The organism is Neolewinella persica DSM 23188 (assembly GCF_000373105.1).
Taxonomy (GTDB): domain Bacteria; phylum Bacteroidota; class Bacteroidia; order Chitinophagales; family Saprospiraceae; genus Neolewinella; species Neolewinella persica.
In genome coordinates, this window is record NZ_KB890423.1 from 40,770 (window position 1) to 59,344 (window position 18,575).

11 protein-coding genes are annotated in these 18,575 nt (G+C 52.0%); 2 read left to right on the forward strand and 9 right to left on the reverse strand.

The genetic code is table 11. The annotated features are described in order from the left end of the window. Positions 1-90: 90 nt before the first annotated feature. The 8 genes from B036_RS0108105 to B036_RS0108140 form a co-directional block, all read right to left on the reverse strand. Positions 91-4,887 carry a PKD domain-containing protein gene (locus B036_RS0108105; RefSeq protein WP_020568196.1) on the reverse strand — a complete coding sequence of 1,599 codons (4,797 nt, stop codon included), beginning with the start codon at positions 4,885-4,887 and terminating at the stop codon, positions 91-93. Positions 4,888-5,097: 210 nt separating this feature from the next. After that, positions 5,098-6,582, reverse strand: a complete 1,485-nt coding sequence (locus B036_RS0108110) for a hypothetical protein (RefSeq protein WP_020568197.1) — start codon at positions 6,580-6,582, stop codon at positions 5,098-5,100. Positions 6,583-7,015: 433 nt separating this feature from the next. Next, a complete protein-coding gene (locus B036_RS0108115; protein WP_020568198.1) occupies positions 7,016-8,554 on the reverse strand; it encodes an acyl-CoA carboxylase subunit beta in 1,539 nt (512 codons plus the stop codon). 530 nt (positions 8,555-9,084) lie between these two features. Then, entirely contained in the window at positions 9,085-9,909 is an 825-nt protein-coding gene (locus B036_RS0108120) for a rhomboid family protein (protein ID WP_020568199.1), read from the reverse strand. Positions 9,910-10,016: 107 nt separating this feature from the next. Continuing rightward, positions 10,017-12,140 carry a methylmalonyl-CoA mutase gene (scpA, locus tag B036_RS0108125; RefSeq protein ID WP_020568200.1) on the reverse strand — a complete coding sequence of 708 codons (2,124 nt, stop codon included), beginning with the start codon at positions 12,138-12,140 and terminating at the stop codon, positions 10,017-10,019. After that, on the reverse strand, positions 12,140-13,618 hold the full coding sequence (locus B036_RS0108130; protein ID WP_020568201.1) for an acetyl-CoA carboxylase biotin carboxylase subunit: 1,479 nt from the start codon (positions 13,616-13,618) through the stop codon (positions 12,140-12,142). The genes scpA and B036_RS0108130 overlap by 1 nt, the downstream gene beginning before the upstream one ends. 92 nt (positions 13,619-13,710) lie before the next feature. Continuing rightward, positions 13,711-14,637 carry a methylmalonyl-CoA mutase family protein gene (locus B036_RS0108135; RefSeq protein ID WP_020568202.1) on the reverse strand — a complete coding sequence of 309 codons (927 nt, stop codon included), beginning with the start codon at positions 14,635-14,637 and terminating at the stop codon, positions 13,711-13,713. 71 nt (positions 14,638-14,708) lie between these two features. Further along, entirely contained in the window at positions 14,709-15,188 is a 480-nt protein-coding gene (locus B036_RS0108140) for an acetyl-CoA carboxylase biotin carboxyl carrier protein subunit (RefSeq protein WP_020568203.1), read from the reverse strand. Positions 15,189-15,631: 443 nt separating this feature from the next. Between B036_RS0108140 and B036_RS0108145 the strand changes: the two genes are divergently transcribed. Continuing rightward, positions 15,632-16,066 (forward strand): acyl-CoA thioesterase, encoded by a 435-nt coding sequence (locus B036_RS0108145; RefSeq protein ID WP_020568204.1) that lies wholly within the window; start codon positions 15,632-15,634, stop codon positions 16,064-16,066. 129 nt (positions 16,067-16,195) lie between these two features. Here the strand turns inward: B036_RS0108145 and B036_RS0108150 are convergent, their stop codons facing one another. Then, the gene (locus B036_RS0108150) at positions 16,196-17,530 is read right to left on the reverse strand and encodes a GntP family permease (protein ID WP_020568205.1); all 1,335 of its coding nucleotides are present in this window, start codon (positions 17,528-17,530) and stop codon (positions 16,196-16,198) included. A gap of 162 nt (positions 17,531-17,692) precedes the next feature. Here B036_RS0108150 and B036_RS28525 point away from each other — a divergent pair, with 162 nt between their 5' ends. After that, positions 17,693-18,568, forward strand: coding sequence for an AraC family transcriptional regulator (locus B036_RS28525; RefSeq protein ID WP_020568206.1), 876 nt, complete (start codon positions 17,693-17,695; stop codon positions 18,566-18,568). The last annotated feature ends 7 nt before the right edge of the window (positions 18,569-18,575 follow it).

Here is an 18,575-nt window from a genome sequence, read left to right on the forward strand (position 1 = left end):
TAGTTAAGTAGTCAGATAGTCAAATAGTACTACCGCATTTGGATGCTCGCCTCGCTCGTAAGCAGCCTAACTAAACTTTAGCACTTCCGATTAATGGAAAACCCGGACACTTCCACTCAACTCTTTTGTCTCGCCGTCTACGTAGCGGACTTTGGCCTGGTAGACGTAGTAGCCAGGGACAACCTTGGTGCCGTTGAAACGCCCGTCCCAACCAAAGGCGAGGTCGTTTGGCGGGAAGTCTTCGGCGGAGAAGAGTAGCTGGCCACCGCGATCCCTAACCTCAAAAAACTCAATTGTTTCTATACTCTTTTCAAAGTTGCTACGTACCCTGAAAATGTCATTGCGCCCGTCAGCATTCGGGGTGAATGTGTTTGGAATGTATACCTCCCGGCCAAGGTTTACCCTGATGTACACCTCATCGCTGGCCGGGCAGCCACGGTCACCCTGCATAGAGAGCAGGTAGGTTGTATTGGAAAAGGGTCGGGCAATCGGCGACTGGCAATCGGTACAATCCAATCCCGCCGAAGGCGTCCAGCGAAAAATAGGATCATCGGCATTAAACAGGATCGTATTCAGCGCTACTTCTTCTCCTAATTCAAGAAAAATCGTATCCTCCAGAATATCTACGGAGACGGGATCAGGCTCGATGATCTGTCTTTCAAAATCCAGTACACAGCCAGCAGAGTCAATGAGCTCCACACTGTAGAAATCAGGTCCAAGGCCGTCAAACCGTGATATGCCCAATCCACTTTCCTGGTAATTTGTACCAACAATATTGATTTGATAGGGAGGGACACCGCCCGAAATAGACCGGAACCGGATGGCGCCGTCCATAGCGCCATAACAACTTATTTGCTGCACAGAATCCTGACTAAGGATTGGCGGGTTTTCTGGCACCGTTACCGGAACATCAAACCTGCAGCCGTTTACATCCGTAACCGTTATCAAGTAAGCTCCTGCGAATAAGCCAGTTGCATTCTGGTCGCTGGTTCCGCCGGTCCAGGAAACGGTGTAGGGACGAACGCCGCCGTCAATATCGAGGGCTACTGCTCCATCGGCACCATTCGCGCACGTTACCCGCGTCACGGAAGGAATTGCCGTCAGCGGGGCAGTTTCAGTAAAGGTGGCCTCCGTTTGAAATTTGCAGCCTTCCCGATCAGTGATGCTTACCGAGTAAGTACCCGCCGTAAGCTGGTCAACAATTGGCGTGTTCCGGCCGTGTGACCAATCATAATCATATGGTGGTGTGCCCGACGTAACAATGAGCGAAAGCAATCCACTACTGTCGCCATTACAGATAACTTCTTCCCGCCGGTCAAACTCAGCAATGACGGGTGGATGAACGGTGACAAAAACGGAGGTACTGTCCGAACAGCGCGTATCTCCCGCTACGGTGAGGACCACTTCGTAAGTTCCCGGGGAGGTAAACTCATGGGAAGGGTTTGGGTCAAAGGAGGCTGTACCGTCGCCGAAATTCCAGAAATGTTCTTCGACATCACCCGTAGCGAGGCTGCTGAAATTGACGAATTCGCCAAAGCAGACGTCCTGGACGTCAACTTCTAAGTCGGCAATCGGTGCTTCCCGGATAATGATTTCCTGGGAGCTTTCGGCAAAGCAAATACCTCCCTGGGTAGCACGCAGGGTGACGGTATAAGGGCCTGATGCCGGATAGCGATGAATGGGGTTGGTGGCCGTTGAAGTCGTGCCGTCACCAAAATCCCAGAAAAACCCGTTGGCTCTGGTAGTTTCATTGGTAAAACGTACGGAGTCTGAATCACAGGCAGTTCTGACGGCAAAACTGAAGTCCGGCTGGGGTACCGGCCGGATGAAGACACGTTGTGAGCTGCTGTCCCGGCAGCCGTTCAGGTCCGTCACGGTTTGGGTCGCAAGAAAGGTTCCCGACGACGTGTAGGTATTCTCAGCCGTACAACTGACACCAAAGTTACCGTCGCCAAAATCATACGTACAGGCTAAACCTCCCGCGGCGGTGGAAGAGAACAAAACTGTCCCGTTCTGACAGACGCTGTCGCTCGCCATAAAGCCGGCCTCCGGTGTCGGAAATACTTCCATTACTTGACATACCTGCCGGTCACACCCGGCAGGATCGGGGTTGGTCACCGTCAGGCAGACGCGGTAGCTACCGGGTGTGGTATAAGTGTGTATTGGGCTGAAGTCTTCGCTGAGTGCAGTGCTGTCACCAAAATCCCAACTGACGGCCAGTCCATTGGCACTGGTGTTGATGAATTCAACGGGTTCATTAGGGCAGACGAAGTTGGGATTCCTGAAAGAGGCATTTGGCGCTGCCAGTACCTCTACCTGATTCAAAAACTCATCTTCGCCGCAGCCAAAGGCCCGCTGGCTGATCCGGTAGGTCCCCGGCAACTCATAGACAACATAAGGATTCGGCTGGCTGCTGCCCTGTCCATTACCAAAATCGTACAATACGGGTACGCCATTAGAAGCACCGCTCATCAGGAAAAGGGTATCGCCAACACAAAGAGTAGTTGCACTCACGTTAAAGAAGGCAGAAACATCGGATGGGGTGACGATAACGTCCCGGCACAAGGTGTCCCGGCCGCAAACGCTGGCAATTTGCAGGCACACCTCAACGGTGTCCAGACCCCCAGTTTCCCGTACGATCAGTGGTGGGATGGAATCGGTACTTAGCAGCATTCCATCTACCACCCACCGGTAGCTGTCTGGCCGGCCAAAAACGTTGCTCGAAAGCTGAATTGTGTCACCGGAACAATAGGCCACCTGATCGGTGGAAAAGCGACTTTGCGGCAGCGGCCGGGTGACGACAGATTCGAAAAACTGACGGGTTTCACAGCCGTTGCTCAACGCCAGGCTGATCTCGAAGACAGAGTCCCGGATAACCGAGGCCAGCGTTAATGAAGGGGGCTGGCGCAAATCGCTGAAAGTTTCCCCGTTAAGCATCCAGTTGTAGGTTAGCTCTGCCCCGCTATTCGAATTGTTTACGATCGATACTTCAAGGCCGGAGCAGCGGTCCGGATCATAAACCAAAGCAAAAGAGGGCGCGGGCGCAGGTGCAACGCGGATGTTTTGAAGCGCAAAGGCCGTACAATTGCCGCGTTGTACTTCCAGGCGGACGGGGTAATCCCCCGGGCCGGGAAAAGTGAAACAAGCATCGCCGGAAGTAACATCAAGCGTACTATCCGCAATGATCCAGCGTAAGGAATCGTAAGCTACACCCACGGGCGCCGTGAAGCAAAGCTCGTTGCCATCACAATCGGAGACCTCGAAACTGGTGACTAATTCAGCTACGGTTACCGTAAAGGTGTCCTGACTACTGCAACCTGGAAGTGCAGCACTTTCAAAGCGATAGGTTAGCGGATAGACTCCCTCCCCAGTCAGGCCCGGATCAAAAAAGCCGTCAGGCTGGACGCCTGCTCCGCTGAAGAGACCACCTGAGGGAGCGCCCGAAAAGGTGACTGGGGCGTCATCATCGCACAGTTCCAGATCTTCAGGTACGGTGACGCTGGCACCGACAACCGTAATAACTACCTGATCGCTAATCAGGCAAGAGTCCCGGCCATAGCTAACCACGTAGTCTCCTTCGCTATAAGCTGCCGGATCAAAAATGCCGTCAAACTCCCGGTTATCTACTCGCCAGATCCCTCCGGTGGCGGGGCTGGCCCGCAGGGCAAACGGCTGGCTTTGATCACAAACAGTAGTGTCCGGAATACCAATAGCGGCAACTTCCTGGGACGTGACGTTGAAGGAATCCACTAACGGTGGCGTAGCACAAAGCGCGGTGGTATCAATGATCTCTGCGTCCACCCGATAGCTTCCGGGGGGAAGGTTGACGGGAAAATCTCCCGGTTGAATCGTGTCTCCGTTGACCAGGTAAGTGGCCGCTTGATTCAAAGGGCTTGGACTATAGCTTAACGATAAACAAGCATCTTCCTGCGGGGCCAACCTGAGTATTGCCGCATTCACTACTTCTACTTGAAAGGAAGTAACTTCTTCTACGCCGCAATCTTCATTCAACCCGGTAAACAAAACCGTGTATAAGCCCGCCTCCGTAAAACTCACGGTAGTGATCAAGGCAGAGGTATCAGCTACTACGGCTCCGGTATCCGGACTAACGGTCCAACTCCAGTCCGTAAGCCCGGTTGACATGGAAGCGTTTACCCGAATGGGAGAGACACTGTCCAGGCAAACCTGGTAAGGCATGGTATTCGGTCCGGTCAGATTGGAATCCGGGAAGGCAATGATGTTTGGTCCCTCGATCACGGTCACAAAACCGGTGACGGAGTCCTGACCACAAGGGTTGGTGGCGCGTAGCGTCACCGGGAAAACGCCGGTATTTGGATAAGTATTTGTCGTGGTGTCCGAGTAACCATTTCCAAAGTCAAACTCCAGCGTCAGTGCTTCTGCGGGGCAGGCGCTTGCGCCAAAGTCGACCGTTTCTCCCTGACAGACGATACTTGGAAAATTACCGAACATGGCTTGCGGCGGATTCCGGACCGTTAAAGGAATAATGTTTTGATTAGGATTGTCAGCCCCGGCTATGTAGGAGGTCAGAATAACAAACGTACCCGACAACTCGTACTGGCAAGTGAGGTAAAAGTCGCTGAAGTCATAACGATGAGTACGGTTAAATGAAGCGGTGCCGTCATAGAAAAACTGAGGGTCCGAGCCATCCCCCCAGGTAATGGACAAGGAGTCCACGATGCCTTCAAAATCGGGGTCGATGGCTACCGTTACGCACAAGTCGAGGGTAGAGTCCTGCAGGCAAACGAACTGGTCCCCACCACAGATTTGAATGGTGGGAGCACTGGTGTCTTGAGCGTTAACGGTAGAAAAAAGAAGGAAAGAGAGTATCAAACCACCGAGATATCCGGCGGAGCAGCTAAGGCGCATTAATTTCAGTTATTGGGTATAGTCGACCCCAAAATACAGGTAAAGGCACTTAAATTGATGACAAAAACAAATCCGCTGCCTGTGTGGTTGGGTTTTGAAGGGGATCGGTCGGTTTGAGGGTGGGGAAGGTAGATGGTACATTCGGCCAGCATTTTACGACCTGCATCTTGACCCAAGCGGATCTTTTCTTATCGCCTGAATCTTTCTTGACTAGTGCCTGAAGCGAACGTAGTAGGGAATAATACTACCTCCACTACCATAAGTATAGCCACTTGCAGCCCAATCCAGTCTATCTCTTCCGGTAGTTCTCACGGTATGATAATGACCATATCGAGTGGTGCTACGGGTACTCAGCCGGGGATAATAAATGACAAAATCGCCCCAAACGCCAACACCACTACTGGCATTATAAGGTCCTCCACCGAAGGCAGTGATCATACCAATTTCCTCTTTGTCATTAATGTCAAAATAGGGATAAGCAAATGCAAAACCAGGATTCCAGACCTGCATTTGGTTGGTGAGACGGAAGTTATTGCGGTTTATTTCCACGATCTGAATATGAGGTTCTGGGAAATTGCTATTGGTGCCCGCGTTCCAGGCGAAATAAAGTTTATTACCGCTAACTGCAGCAGCTCGTACATAGGTTTTCCAGCTGCCGTCCGCCAGCCAGTCGCTACCATCTGCAGTAGTGGAGGTCATGGTGTTATTCGGCCAGGAGTTAACGGCTACGTCGCGCCAGCTATAGAATCCATCACCGTCCATCATACTGTACACCTTCATGGTACTGTTGTCTTCGTGTCCAGCCCAATAGACGCCGTTATTACTATTTTGGGTCACGTGCGACCAAAAGGCATCGGTAGTTCCTGTAAACTGAAAGTTAACCGTAGATCCAGCTGCCAGTTGAGAAAGTGGTACGCGAACAACATGACGGTCTCCACCAATAATACTACTTGTCCAATACAGAAAGCTGTTGCCGACACTCATGTCGTTGTAGTCAAGTGCTCCGCTGGAAGCAAATGTCGTATTGGTGAAATCCCAGTAGGTCCAGGCAGTTCCGTTACTGGACCGTACTTGTTGGGTATTTTGAACGGCAATGCGAATGGCGTTGGTCCCGGCACCGTTAGTTTGGTATTGCAGCAGCCATACAAACAGGTCGTATTCCGGTACGTAGTGAAGCACCTGGTCACAGCAGAAGCCACCGTAGTCCTGTGGGAAAATGGTGGTTGGGTTGACGCTGTTAAAGCTTTGTCCTCCATCCAGCGAAAGAGAAATGAACCAGTTACCAGACATCATCACGGTATTACCGTTAGCAGCTACGCTGGGCTCAGGAAATCTTCCGGAAGTTTGAGGAGAATCGCCAATTTCGTCGTACTCCTCAAAAGTTACGGCTTGGTTGATGTCGCCCATTTTATCAAGTTTGGAAGACGTATTCAGTGGTTCCATTTTTCCTCTTAGTGGGCCGTTCGGAACTATGTAAGGCGTTGTAGGCTCATTAAGCTTAATGTCCGGATCAATCCGTACTGGTGGAAATCTACCGCCGCTTACTTTTTTAGGCTCCACGGTTTTGGTGGTAAGCTCAAGCCTGCCACCGTTGTTTTCGTCCGAGTCTAATGGTGGAATTGGATAGGTTGTACATCCATATCCAAAGAATAAAAGAAGGATGATCAGGTTGCGAATAATGGTGTTTCTATGCATAATCAGGGTATTTAGGGATGAGTGTTCAAAGCGTTCAGAGGTTGTTACTCTAATCTCCCTACATACTACTATACGTTAAGCCGGTTGCTAAGAATCCAGGTTGGAAAGAAGAAGCTTAGTGGTATAAATCACTCTATCTTGGTAAATAGTAGTTAGGATTCCGCTGGGTTCACCACAAAGTTCAGGAGAATAGTCCCACTATGCATTATAACTAAAGTTGGTAAAGCTTTTAGGCGCGGTCGCAGGTGCAAATAAGGCTTTTAATGAAAGGAGCCTTCCCTAAAATCCATAAACTTTCCTATGAGAATCCAATTATTACGTCCTTCTACTGACAGGTAAGATTGCGAATAAGTGAAAGCGGCACACGAGCGCAGCGAGCGACCCCATGCGGCAGCTATTCTCTGATTCCATCATTCATTTACTCAACTATCTCCTACAGCGGAATATTCCCATGCTTCCGCCGCGGCCCCTTCACCACCTTATCCTCCAACATCCCATAAGCCTTGATCAGCTTCCGGCGGGTATCCTTCGGTAGGATTACTTCGTCGATGAAACCGCGCTGCGCCGCGCGGTAAGGATTCGCGAAAGTCTTCGCGTATTCAGCCTCCTTCTCGGCGAGTTTTGCGGTAGGGTCATCGGCCGCCATGATCTCCCGGCGGAAGATGATCTCACTGGCGCCTTTGGCGCCCATAACGGCAATCTCTGCCGTCGGCCAGGCGAAGTTCATATCTGCACCGATGTGCTTGGAGTTCATCACGTCGTAGGCACCGCCGTAGGCTTTACGGGTGATCACGGTGATGCGGGGGACGGTGGCTTCGCTTAGGGCATAAAGTAGCTTCGCGCCGTTGGTGATGATGGCGTTCCATTCCTGATCGGTACCGGGCAGGAAGCCAGGAACGTCGACAAGTACCAGCAGTGGTACGTTGAAGCAATCGCAGGTACGGGTGAAGCGGGCGGCCTTTTTGCTGGATTCTACGTCCAGGACGCCCGCCAAACTCATTGGCTGGTTGGCTACGATGCCGATACTACGGCCCGCCAGGCGGGCAAAACCGACTACAATGTTATCCGCATAATTTTCGTGAATTTCGAAGAAGGTATCTTCGTCAATGATGCCGTTGATCACCGTCCGCATATCGTACGGTTGGTTGGCGGATTCCGGGACGAGTCCTTCCAGCTGTTCCCGTACTTCAGTCCCTAGTTCGTAGGGTAGGGCAACTGGCTTTTCTTCGCAGTTCTGCGGCAGATAGCTGAGCAGGGTTTTAAGTTTGTTCAGGCAGTCGACGTCATTGGCTGCCGTCAAGTGCGTCACACCTGATTTGGTAGAGTGCGTGCTTGCTCCGCCCAATTCTTCGCTGGTGACCTCTTCGTTGGTCACCGTCTTTACCACGTTCGGGCCGGTAACGAACATGTAACTGGTGTTCTCCACCATGATGGTGAAATCCGTCATCGCCGGGCTGTACACTGCACCTCCGGCGCAGGGGCCCATGATGGCCGATAGCTGGGGTATAACCCCGCTGGCCTGTACGTTGCGGTAAAAGATGTCAGCATAGCCACCCAATGAGCGCACGCCTTCCTGAATCCGTGCACCACCACTGTCATTAAGGCCCAGTAGGGGAGCACCGACTTTTACGGCCATGTCCATCACCTTACAGATTTTCTCCGCGTGCGTTTCTGATAAAGAGCCGCCGAAGACGGTGAAGTCCTGGGCATAGACGTAGACCAGTCTTCCGTTTACGGTGCCGTAGCCGGTAATTACACCATCTCCGTAAAAAACCTGTTCCTGCATCCCGAAATCGGTGGTGCGGTGGGTCACCAGCGCACCGATTTCTTCAAAGCTTCCGGCGTCTAATAAGATATGGACGCGTTCCCTGGCAGTTAGCTTGCCCTTGGCATGCTGCTTTTCGATACGGGATTGGCCTCCGCCGAGGTGGGCTTTGGCTAGTTTTTGGTGGAGTATGTCTTGTGGCTTCATGGTTGATGGGGTGCGCCGGCTGCGCCGGCATGTATCGTATTGTATCTCGTTGACTTCACTTTATGCTGCGTGCCCGGCTTAGTTTGGGGCTATTCCGGAGCTTCACTTGTGCTCCGCACTTGTTCGGTGTGGGGGTAGCCCCGGACTTCACTTGTGCTTACGCACTTGTTCGGCGTGGGGGTAGCCCCGGACTTCACTTGTGCTTACGCACTTGTTCGGCGTGGGGGTAGCCCCGGACTTCACTTGTGCTTACGCACTCGTTCGGCATGGGGGTAGCCCCGGACTTCACTTGTGCTTACGCACTTGTTCGGCGTGGGGGGTGCCCCGGACTTCACTCGTGCTTACGCACTTGTTCGGCGTGGGGGGTGCCCCGGACTTCACTCGTGCTTACGCACTCGTTCGGCGTGGGGGGAGCCCCGGACTTCACTTGTGCTTACGCACTCGTTCGGCGTGGGGGGTGCCCCGGACTTCACTCGTGCTTACGCACTCGTTCGGCCGGGGTTAAAGCGATTTGATCCCTCCGGGATCGGTTACAGGTTGCGTTGGTAGTCTTCGAGGAGGTTTTTTTCTTTAGAGGTGAGGGAATCGATGCCTTGGTTGGATATTTTATCCAATAATTCATCGAGGGTGGGTTGTTTCTTTTTGGGCATTTTGTAGATCTTTAACTGGTGGGCTTCTTCTCCCCAGTAGTTCTCAACGTACATGATGGCGGGGTTACGCAGGAGAATGAAGAAGAAGATCAGCGAAGGGACCATGATGAGGAGGACCATCCACCAGTTTTCGATAGCCAGGGAAGGCTCCAGGGCCAGTGCAAGTAGTACTCCGGTGATACCTCCACCGAGGTGGGCGTCGTGACCGATGTTGTCTTTCTGGTACTTCATCCCAAAGATGGAGATGATGACGAAGAGAAAGCCGATGACCCAGGCTTTGATGCCGATATCAATAAACGGGAAGCTAAGATCTGCGTTGGGGTAGAGAACGATGAAAGCCATGATGACACCGCTTACCGCCCCAGAAGCCCCCAGGCCACGGTACTCCCCGTGGTTTCGGTGGATGTATAAAGCCAGCAAACTTCCCCCCAGCATACTCATGAAGTAGATCAGGAGGAAATACCAGATGCCGAACCGTAATTCGAGAACCTGATTAAAGCTCAGCAGTGCCATCATATTGAAGGCAAAGTGAATCCAGTCGCCGTGCAGAAACCCGGAGGTAAACAATCGGTCGTATTCTTTTCTGATTAGTACGCCGTCGGTCCACAACAAGTACCGCTCCCTGACCTCGGTATGGTTGAGGGCGGAGTAGGTGGCAAGGCCCGTAAGGGCCAGTAGTAGAAAACCGATTGGGCTTTGGTCCATAGTTGCAAGTGTTGCAGGGTCGCTTACGCTCCGGTTGAAGGCCAGTCGCTACGCTCCTTGTTGCAGGGGGGGCAGTGCATTTATTGTGATTAATTTTTCACGTCGCATCAAGGTAGCATGATTTTTAAAATAGTAGACGCCGCTTTAGCGATGACCGTTCCAGGGCCGAAGATGGCGGCGACACCATGATCGTAAAGGAATTGGTAATCTTGTTCGGGGATCACACCGCCGGTTACGACCAGGATGTTGTCCGCACCGTAGCTTTTCAGGGCAGCGATGGTTTGTGGTACCAATGTCTTGTGCCCCGCGGCAAGAGAGGAGATACCCAGGATGTGAACGTCGTTTTCAACGGCGTGACGCGCGGCTTCTTCCGGGGTTTGGAACAGCGGACCTACGTCGACGTCGAAACCGATGTCGGCAAAGCTCGAGGCGATGACCTTCGCCCCCCGGTCGTGGCCATCCTGCCCCAGTTTAGCGACCAGGATGCGGGGCTGTCGACCGTAGGCTTCAGCAAAGGCTTTAGTGAGGCCCCGTGCCGCTTGAAAGTCGTCGTTGTGTTTCATTTCGTTAGCATAGGCTCCGCTGATGATGCGGTTAGTGGCGCGGTAGCGCCCAAAACTGGCTTCCATAGCGTCGGAGATTTCCCCGAGGGTTGCCCGGGCTCTTGCTGCGGCAACGGCCATCCCAAGAAGGTTACCCTTGCCGGTTTCCGCACATTGCTTTAAAGCCTCCAGTGCACCTGCGACCGCGCCCGAATCCCTGTTTGCTTTTACTTCTTTAAGGCGGGTCACCTGTCCTTCACGAACGGCCTTATTGTCTACCTCCAGTACGTCAATCACTTCCTCCTCGTCAAGGTTGGGAAACAGGTTGACGCCAATTATCTTGTCCGTTCCGCCGTCAATCCGGGCCTGCTTACGCGCCGCCGCCTCCTCAATGCGCAGCTTGGGGACGCCCTGCTCAATCGCCTTGGCCATCCCCCCGAGTTCTTCGATCTCTGACATCAATTCTCTGGCCCGTTCGGCCAGTTGTGCGGTCAGTTTTTCTACATAATAGCTACCGCCCCATGGATCAACCACCCGGGTAATGCCCGTTTCCTGTTGCAAGTACTTCTGGGTGTCCCGAGCAATTTTTGCCGAAAAATCGGTGGGTAAAGCGATGGCTTCATCCAGCGAATTAGTGTGTAAACTCTGGGTGCCGCCAAAGACCGCAGCCATCGCTTCGATGGTTGTCCGGGCAACATTATTAAAAGGGTCCTGCGCCGTCAGGCTCCATCCAGAGGTCTGGCTGTGCGTCCGCAATGCCATTGATTTTGAGTTCTCCGGATTGAATTGACCGACGATCTCCGACCACAGCAACCGACCAGCCCGCAACTTAGCAATCTCCATAAAGTGGTTCATCCCAATGCCCCAGAAGAAGCTAAGTCGTGGTGCAAAATCATCAATTTTCAGGCCCGCCTTCAGCCCGGTTCGGATGTATTCCAACCCGTCGGCCAGCGTATAAGCCAGCTCGATGTCTGCCGAAGCTCCCGCCTCATGCATGTGGTAGCCGCTGATGCTGATGCTGTTGAACTTAGGCATGTGCTTCGCCGTAAATTCGAAAATGTCTCCCACGATCCGCATCGATTCTGCCGGCGGATAGATGTAAGTATTCCGCACCATGAATTCCTTCAGGATGTCGTTCTGGATGGTACCAGACAGCAGGGCAGGGGAGACCCCCTGTTCCTCGGCAGCTACAATGTAAAACGCCATGATCGGCAACACCGCACCGTTCATAGTCATGGACACCGACATTTTATCCAGCGGAATCTGGTCAAAAAGCATTTTCATGTCCTCCACCGTGTCGATCGCGACCCCAGCCATACCGACATCGCCGGTTACTCGTGGATGATCAGAATCGTAGCCCCGGTGGGTAGCCAGGTCAAAGGCCACGGAGAGCCCTTTCTGTCCCTGCGCCAGGTTGCGCCGGTAAAAAGCGTTGCTTTCCTCAGCAGTGCTGAAGCCAGCGTACTGACGGATCGTCCACGGGCGCACGGCGTACATGGAGGAGTAAGGACCACGGACGTAGGGCGGCAGGCCGGCTACCGAGCCGAGATGCTCAAGTCCTTCGATGTCGCTGGCAGCGTAGACCGGTTTAATGGGAATACCTTCTGGCGTCATCGTTTCGCTGCCAGAATTACCGCTATCGGTCACCACTCGTCGGAAGGGAATCTTACTAAAATCTATCGGTTCCATTAGCGACGGTTATTTTGCCAGGCGTGCCCCGTAGGACAGGCAACCCGCAAGGTTTGCTGCGCTTCAGAGAACAGTCTTGCCCCAACCAGCGCGGCAATCTCTTCTTCAGCGTGTTGATCAGCAAGAATTGCCTCGGGTGAGTAATGTTCTTTAACAAAGTTCGTGTCGAAGTCGCCACTTATAAATGCCTCGTGGTCAACGACAAAGCGACCAAATGATAAAGTGGTTTCGATGCCTTTGATGTGGTAATTGTCAATGGCCACCCGCATTTTTTGCAGTGCTTCGGCGCGGGTAGCGCCAAAAGTGATCAACTTGGCGATCATCGGATCGTAGTAGATCGGGACATCCATTCCCTGCTCAAAGCCGTCATCGACACGAATGCCCTCACCTTCCGGTTTAACGTACACCTCCAGGGTGCCAATACTTGGCAGGAAGTTGTTCAGTGGATCTTCTGCGTAAACGCGGAGTTCGATGGCGTGGCCCTGGATTTTGAGGTCTTCTTGTTTGATGTCGAGCACTTCCCCACGGGCCACCTTGATCTGCAACTCGACCAGATCAACACCGGAGATGATCTCGGAAACGGGGTGCTCCACCTGTAGTCGGGTGTTCATCTCCAGGAAGTAGAAATTACCCTGACTGTCAAGCAGAAATTCTACGGTACCTGCGCCGAGGTAGTCACAGGCTTTAGCGCATTTTATGGCTGCTTCACCCATGCGGGCGCGAAGATCAGGGTTCAAATTCAGTGGAACGGCCGGAGCTTCCTCTACTACTTTCTGGTGCCTGCGTTGGACGCTGCACTCCCGCTCAAACAGGTGGATAACGTTGCCGTGAGCGTCCGCCATTACCTGGATCTCGATGTGGCGCGGATTGGTGACGTATTTTTCGATGAAGACGGAACCGTCGCCAAAGGCAGAGGTCGCTTCACTGATGGCACGTTCCATGCCTTCCTTAAGACCGGCTTTGTTGTCGACAACCCGCATACCTTTGCCGCCACCGCCTGCGGCGGCTTTAATCAGAATAGGATAGCCTACTTCTTCGCCAATCCTGGCGGCCAACTCCAGGTCGGTGATCGCTTCTTCGATACCCGGCACCATTGGGATGTCATAGGCAGCTACGGCTTCTTTGGCTGCCAGTTTGTTGCCCATTACCTCAATGGCGTGGGGACGAGGGCCGATGAAGGTGATACCTGCATCGGCTACCATCTGGGAGAAGGTGGCGTTTTCACTCAGGAAGCCATAACCTGGATGAATGCCATCGGCACCGGTGTCTTTAGCGGCCTGTATGACTTTGTCCATCACCAGGTAAGACTGATTAGACGGTGCGGGGCCAAGTAAAACAGCTTCATCCGCGAAACGTACGTGCGGTGCGTTTCGGTCCACTTCAGAGTATACGGCTACGGTTTTGATGCCCATTCGGCGGGCGGTGCGCATGACTCTGAGGGCAATTTCTCCACGATTGGCGATAAGGATTTTCTTCATTTTTCTTGGGTCGCTTAGCGACTATTTTTTCTCACAGGTTTTTCTCACAGAGGGCTGCACGGAGGGAGGTACAGAGGATCAGATCAATTTGCCTAACCATGCTTGCTGATTTGCTGGAATTCTTCCCAGATTTTTTTGGCGATGGTGTCGGTCAGGGCTTCGATGTAGTAGCTGCCGGCGGCGGGGTCGGTTACCTTGCCAAGGTGGGACTCTTCAATTAATAAGTGTTGTACGTTTCTCGCAATTCGTCTGGAGAAAGCAGTGCCTTCACGGCCATCAGATGGGTCAATAAATAGAACATCCACCCCGCCAAGGACTGCAGCCATCGCCTGGGTTGTTGCCCGTATTTTATTGTTATGCTCACTTGCTTCCGGGCCCGGACTAACCTGTACAAAAATCTCACACGTGTTTTCTTGTTTCAGCGCATCTTGAATTTGCTGCCAACACAAACGAAGTGCTCTAAGTCGGGCAATGGTCACAAAGAAATCTTCTGAACTGTTTAGCCAGAAAGCCGGCGTGTAATCAGCCCCTGAATTTTGTTGATAGGCGACGTGGAGCGCTTTTGCTAACTGACGTAATGTTGCTTCTTCTTCTTTGTTTCTAACGTCAAAGTGACGAACGCCCTCTCCCGAAATGCCATCCGCAGTTTCTTCATAAACTGAAATCCAGCCCAATTCAACGTCCTTTAAGAGCTGTTCTCGATCAGTTGCCACAAGTGGCTTTTCCATTACGATACTAATCGCCTGGGCACCGTTAAGAAGGGCCTCTAATATTTGCTTATTCCCTTTTCCGACATCGGTAACGTAGATCCTTTCTCCGATCAACCAATGATTGGCGGACTGTATGCCTTTTTCAGAGATGGCGATCGGCGGATGCGCTAAATCTTCCCGATGCCAGAACGGCGAATATATTTCTCCTTCCACCTCCCAGTTCAGGCCCTCCAAAGGCTTCCCCTTCAGGTCCTTTTCCACCTTAGCCAGCCATTCGGCTTTAGATACGTTTGGGAATTCGGTTTGCATGATGGTTTGGTTTTGTTCCCCGGCACTTGTGCCGGCAAGTAGAGCTATCCGGCACAAGTGCCGGGGAACGATTACTCCAGTTCAATCAATAACTGCCGTTTCTCTACAGCATCGCCTTTCTTCACGGAGATGGATTTCACGACACCGTCTCCCTCCGATTTCAGGACGTTCTCCATCTTCATTGCTTCCAGGATGAGTAGGGGAGTACCATCCGTAACGGTATCGCCAACGGCGACCATAATGTCGAGCACCAGACCGGGCATCGGAGCAATCGCGTTGAGGCTTTTAATGGCGCTGACGGCGGAGAAACCCAGTTTTTTTACCAGTTGGTCCGTTTTATCGGCTAATTGGAGGTGGTGCTCCCGGCCGTTGACGCGCAGCGACATGGTTTTAGCATCGGCGTCGGTACGGAGGACTTCTACAACGTATGACTTACCGTCGTGCAGGAGATGATGGGTTCCCTCCCCCGTAGCGATCAGGTCGAGCGCATTCAGGGCTTCTTCGGGGGCCGGGTACTCCCGGTCGGCAATGGTTACCTGGTATTTGGGCATTCAGGACGGTTTTCATTTACAACCACCCAAATGAAGGTATGTTGTAAGTTATTTGTGGTGGAGGGCAAGATAGTAATTTGTCTTGTTCTCTGGTAGTCTTGCGGGTTGTGAGCGGTAAATAGGCAAGGCGAGGAGTAACCACAAAGGCACTAAGGCAGTAAGAAGATGGACTAAGGGGAGGGGGGGTAAGTAACCATTAAGAGACATTTAGGCATTAAGATGAAGCTTTGGCCCACTGAGGTCTGAACACTTTGTCTTAAACCTGAATACTGTTTCCTGAATACTCCTTTGGGCGCGGCCGCAGGTGCAATGACCGGATGGAAGGAGCAGGGAAAAAGAGATTGTAGTAACCATTAAGGCAGTCAGGTAAAACTTATGGACACTGAAATCTGATCCCTGTACCTGAGACCTGAATACTGCCACCTGAATACTACCTTGCGCCCATGGCCAGACTAACCCTAGAAGATTTCAAGATAAGCACCTCCTTTCCCGTCCACTGGGGAGATATGGATGCTGCGCAGCACGTCAATAATCTTGTGTACCTGAAATGGACGGAGACCGCCCGTTTGTTCTACTTCGAGGAGATGGGGATGGACGTATCCTTTAAGGGCGGCGAAGCCGGCCCGATCCTCGCCTGGCAGGACTGTAAGTACACCTTTCCGGTTACCTATCCGGATACCGTCCACGTCGGTATCCGTACCGTGCAGATACTCGAAGACCGTTTCATGATGGAATGCGGCGTCTTTTCCGAACGGCACAACCGCATGGTGGCACTTGCTAAACAGATGATCGTACCGTACGATTTCGAGGCGTTGCAGAAGGTTTCCATGCCGGAGGCATGGCTTGCGGCGATTCGGCGGATTGAGGGGATGGCTTAAGGACCGCAGATCGCCTGCTCTCTAAATCTCTCCCTTTGCACCTGCGGCCTCGCCCATATTAGTTCAATAGTCGATAGTTCAGTAGTACAAAATTGCTCGACTACCTTCTTTGAACTACTAAACGATCCACTAGTTCACCCCCAACAAATAGAGCAACCCAACGCCTATCAGGCCGCTTAGTCCCATGACCAAGGATTGAAGTGTATAAGTTCGATACAAGGTCGCCACAGGCACGCGATGCAGCCGGTTGAGCAACCAAAAGAAGCTGGAATTGGCGTGAAAGACACAGAAAGCGCCGCATCCGGTAATTGCTGCCAGCAGTTCCGGAGAGTAGGGTAGTACGTCCACCAGCGGGCCAACCATTGAGGCGGCCCCAATTAGGGAAACGGTGATGGATCCTGTAGCTGTAGTCAGGACCGCCGCAAGCAGAAACGGCAAGAAAAAGCCAAGAAAAGGCAGTTCTGCGAAGAAATCCGTCAAGGCAGTTTGTACACCAGACTCTTTTATGAGGTAGCCGAAAGCTCCGCCTGCTCCTGTGATCATTATGACCAGGGCAGACTTGACGATGGCTTGCTCAACAAGTTCACCGAGGTTGCCTTTGGTGGTCCGGCGGCGGTATTGTAGCCCGGCAATGCCAGCCCCAACGAGTACGGCTACCATTGGCGTGCTGAATAAACCGACAATCTCCTGAAAAACACTGTTTTCATCAGATTGCAGAAACGCGCCAGTGCCCATGAGCAGAATGGGAATTAGAATGGGCAACAGGTCCAGCAAAGGAGACTGGTTAGCAGCTGTCTCCGCATCTGGTGCTGCAGGTGTTGCGTGGAGGTTTTTCGCAAGTTCTTCATCGTAATCTATCCATTGATCTTTGCAGAAATGCCTGGCCCACAGCACTCCTCCGGCAAGCGCGAAGAGCCCCACAAAGGCGTTTATTAGGAGCAAGCGGCCAATGTCTGCACCGAGGATGGAGGCAACCGCTAATGGCCCGGGCGTGGGGGGCAGTAGCGTATGGGAAACGGTGAGCCCCGCCGTAAGTGCCAGGCCAATGACCAGGACCGGCTTTTTTGCTCGTGCGGCTATGGCTTCGGTTACTGGTTGGAGGACGATGTAAGCAACATCGACAAAAACGGGGATGGAGACCAGGTATCCGGTAAAGCCCATTGCCCAGGGAAGTCGCTTCTCTCCGAATAACCTGACCACGGCGTTTGCGATACGAAGGGCGCCGCCGGTTTCCCGCAATACCTCGCCAATAAAAGCTCCCAGGATCACCACAATTGCGATCCACTTGAGGGTATTGCCAAAACCTTCTCCCAGTAGCCGGACAGTTTCGCTTCCACCGATACCTGAGCAAAGCCCTAGTGCCAGGGCGGAAAGTAATAAGGCAATGAAAGGGTGCCATCGCCAGCGGGAAACCGCCAATACCAAGAGGACCAATACGACTAACAGAACGCTAAGTTGCCACATCCTTAATTTTTGACGATTATAAGGTTATTAACCCAAAAAAGAAGATGCGTTGCCGTTTAAGGTTAAAATACGGTCACTGTTGGGTAGTTTTAGGTAGGTTTTGAAGGTAATAAAAACAACTTACGCCATACCTTTACAAAAGATGAGGCTAAAGATCGAATTATGAAACTGCACTACAAGCCGACGGATAAGAATCCCTTAAGTTCCGTTTACGTCAAACGTATCCATCAGCCTTATTTAGGCGAGAACTGGCATTTTCATGAAGAGTTTGAACTGATCTACTTTCTGAAGGGGAGTGGGATGCGGATAGTTGGGGATCATATCTCCAATTTTCAAGCGGGTGAGCTAGTGTTGGTTGGGCAGTGGTTGCCGCACCTGTGGCGGAATGCAGAAGATGGTCCCGAAACCGCAGGAGGGGCAGATTTCATTGTCGTTAAGTTTTCCCGGCTACTTAAGGGGATTGATTTTTTTTCGTTACCTGAACTGAATGCCGTCAGGTCAATGCTGGCAAAAGCCATCAGGGGAATACAATACTCTTCTGCTACTGGCGCGGCCATCCATCATTTATTGACTAAGCTACACGGTAGTAAGGCTTCGGAACGCCTGATCTTGTTTCTCAGAGTATTGGAAATGCTTGCAGCAGACACGGAGTATGTTTTTCTGAGCACCCCTGGCTTTACTTTGCCCAATGAAGTATCCAATGAAAACCGGCTTCAGAAAGTGATTAGCTATATTTTTACCAACTATAGTCGGGAAATAAGCCTGGATGAGATCGCCGATCTGGCGTGCATGACTTCACCGGCATTTTGCCGCTTTTTCAAAGGGCGGACAAACAAAACATTCTTTGGTTTCCTAAATGAATTCAGGGTGAACAAAGCATGTCAATTACTAATTGACGGAGAGCTCCCCATTAAGGAGGTGTGTTATGAAGTCGGGTTTCGTTCCCTCACTAATTTTAACCGAACGTTTAAAAAAATTAAGGACGTTACCCCAGGGAATTACCGAATGACATCGGCCAGAATTCGTCAACAGCTATAAACTTGTC